Origin of the sequence: Pelosinus baikalensis (genome assembly GCF_020819555.1) — a bacterium.
GTDB lineage: Bacteria > Bacillota > Negativicutes > DSM-13327 > DSM-13327 > Pelosinus > Pelosinus baikalensis.
Map to the genome: position 1 here is coordinate 1 of NZ_JAJHJB010000103.1, position 2,438 is coordinate 2,438.

The 2,438-nt window shown below is 37.0% G+C and carries 2 protein-coding genes; one reads left to right on the plus strand and one right to left on the minus strand.

Annotated features, from left to right (window positions below; translation table 11 throughout):
* Positions 1-250 precede the first annotated feature (250 nt).
* Positions 251-1,540: an ArsB/NhaD family transporter gene (locus LMF89_RS25200; protein WP_229537559.1), complete on the plus strand. Its 1,290-nt coding sequence runs from the start codon at positions 251-253 to the stop codon at positions 1,538-1,540.
* Positions 1,541-1,629: 89 nt separating this feature from the next.
* On the opposite strand, the gene LMF89_RS25205 is transcribed toward LMF89_RS25200, so the two are convergent.
* On the minus strand, positions 1,630-1,998 hold the full coding sequence (locus LMF89_RS25205; protein ID WP_229537560.1) for a hypothetical protein: 369 nt from the start codon (positions 1,996-1,998) through the stop codon (positions 1,630-1,632).
* Positions 1,999-2,438 lie beyond the last annotated feature (440 nt).

Here is a 2,438-nt window from a genome sequence, read left to right on the forward strand (position 1 = left end):
TTTTTGAAGTGATCATTTTTTTCTAGTGAGGGCTTGACTTTAGTTAGCTGGTCTCGTGTCCCTTTTCCAACGGATAAAGAGTAATATAGTCAGTATTATACTGCCGTTGAGTTGTCTATTCATCGTACTTTATGATATAGTATATATATTGTAAATTAAATATCCCTTGGATTTTTTGGAGGAGCCTGTTCACAACGGGTTTCTTTTTGTTTTTTTAGGGGATGATAATAAAAACACAGGAGGGTTAAATATGGAAAAACAGGCAATCTTGGCAATTGGTGTATTTTTACTGACTTATTCATTCATTATTTCTGAAAAGGTACATCGTACTATTGTAGCAATGATTGGTGGCATAATCATGTTAGCCTTGGGGGTTGTTAGTCAGGAAAATGCACTTCACCATATTGATTTTAATACATTAGGCTTACTGGCTGGTATGATGATTATTGTTGCTATAACAGGTGAAACAGGGTTATTCAAATATGTAGCCATCGTAGCTGCTAAAAAAGCAAAGGGAGACCCTTTAAAAATTCTTTTTTCTTTGGGTATCATTACAGCTGTGTCTTCTGCATTACTTGATAATGTTACAACCGTATTACTGATGGTTCCAGTAACCTTTAGCATTACCAGGCAGTTAAAAGTCAATCCCGAACCATACCTTATTACCGAAATAATCACATCTAACATTGGCGGAACGGCTACTCTCATCGGAGATCCTCCGAATATTATGATTGGCAGTGCTGTAAAAGAGCTTTCTTTTATGTCGTTTATTAATAACTTAGCGTTTATTTCAGTCATAACATTGCTAGTAACTCTGGTTATTCTGCTCTTAGTATATCGTAATCAGCTTAAGACTACAGAAGAACTAAAATCAGGTCTTATGAGTTTGGATGAAAAGGAGGAATTAAAAGATAAAGTCCTCTTAAAGAAAAGTTTAATAGTTTTAGGTTTAACGATTATTGGCTTTTTTTTACACCAAATCCTTCACTTGGAGTCGGCAACTGTAGCGCTTGGGGGAGCTTTTGTCCTGTTATTGCTTACAAGTAAAACCGATCACGACCTTGAGCATGCTTTTAGCCGGGTAGAATGGACTACAATTTTCTTTTTTATAGGTCTTTTTGTAGTAGTCTCCGGGCTCGTTGAAACAGGAATCATCAGTAGTTTGGCTCAAGTGGCTATAGAGTTTACAGGAGGGGACATTAAGATTACGGCTATCTTAATTTTATGGCTTAGCGCAATCGCCTCTGCTTTTGTGGATAATATTCCCTTTGTTGCTACAATGATACCAATGATTCAGGACATGGGAACAATGGGTATTGTTAATTTGGAACCTTTGTGGTGGAGCTTGGCATTAGGGGCTTGTTATGGTGGAAATGGCAGTTTGATTGGTGCTAGTGCAAACCTTATCGTCGTAGGATTGGCTGCCCAAGAAGGAACCCATATTTCGTTTAAACGATTTTTTGTCATAGGATTTCCGATCATGCTGTTATCTGTTCTCATAGCGACTATCTATGTATACATCCGCTATCTGACGATATAAGCATTGGAGTGTCAAGGGGACGGGGTGGTCGACACCCTTTTCATGCTTTTAAAACAATACCTCTATTGATGCCGGTAATTCATTTGTGATTACTGATCATGCTCTATGTTGATGTTTTCTTCACCGGGGATGATCTCAATATTTGTAATCAAATCATCTGCGATAGTGAAGAAGTAATAGAAAATGTGTGGGCTACTCGGGAAATTCCCACTGGCTATGGAAGTAACAATGGTTATTCCATATTTTTCTTCAACTGCTGTGACTTCGGATTTTAGCTTAAATTCATCATTGCTGCCGCCGCGCCATTCCTTTATCGCTTCCAGTCCATTAATATGTTTGTTTTCTCCTACATCGTGAATATGTGCATCTTTTGCGATACACTTTCCCAAAACGCTGCTGTCATTGGAATTGATTGAATCCATATAAATCGAGATGGACCCTGCAAGTTTCGTATTCATGGTTATCTCCTTTTTGGGCAAAATGCCTTTAGTTGTTGTTTGCTGGGCAGTTACACCTTTACTATCTCCAGCAATTTAAATTATATCAGGTGAACATGACAACTATATGTCATATTTGATTGATATATAGACAACATTTCTACTTTGCTACTGTATAAAATTCACCCATTAGACTTTGGATGTCCATATTGAAAGATGATTAAGCTTAAGATAAATTTGAATTTATTGTTAAAACTGGGACAAGGAACCTGTCCCCGTGTCCCATATAAAAATATAGCAGGATTTAGCATTTATAAAGAGAAGCTACCATAATAAATTAGTTAGTAAATTTATGGGCAGCTTCTCTTTTAGTTGATATAGCGATAGAAAGAGAAAAACTTATCGGTTAAATGGGACAAGGAACCTGTCCCTGTAAGATATATTACAGAAGGGTTATCCAT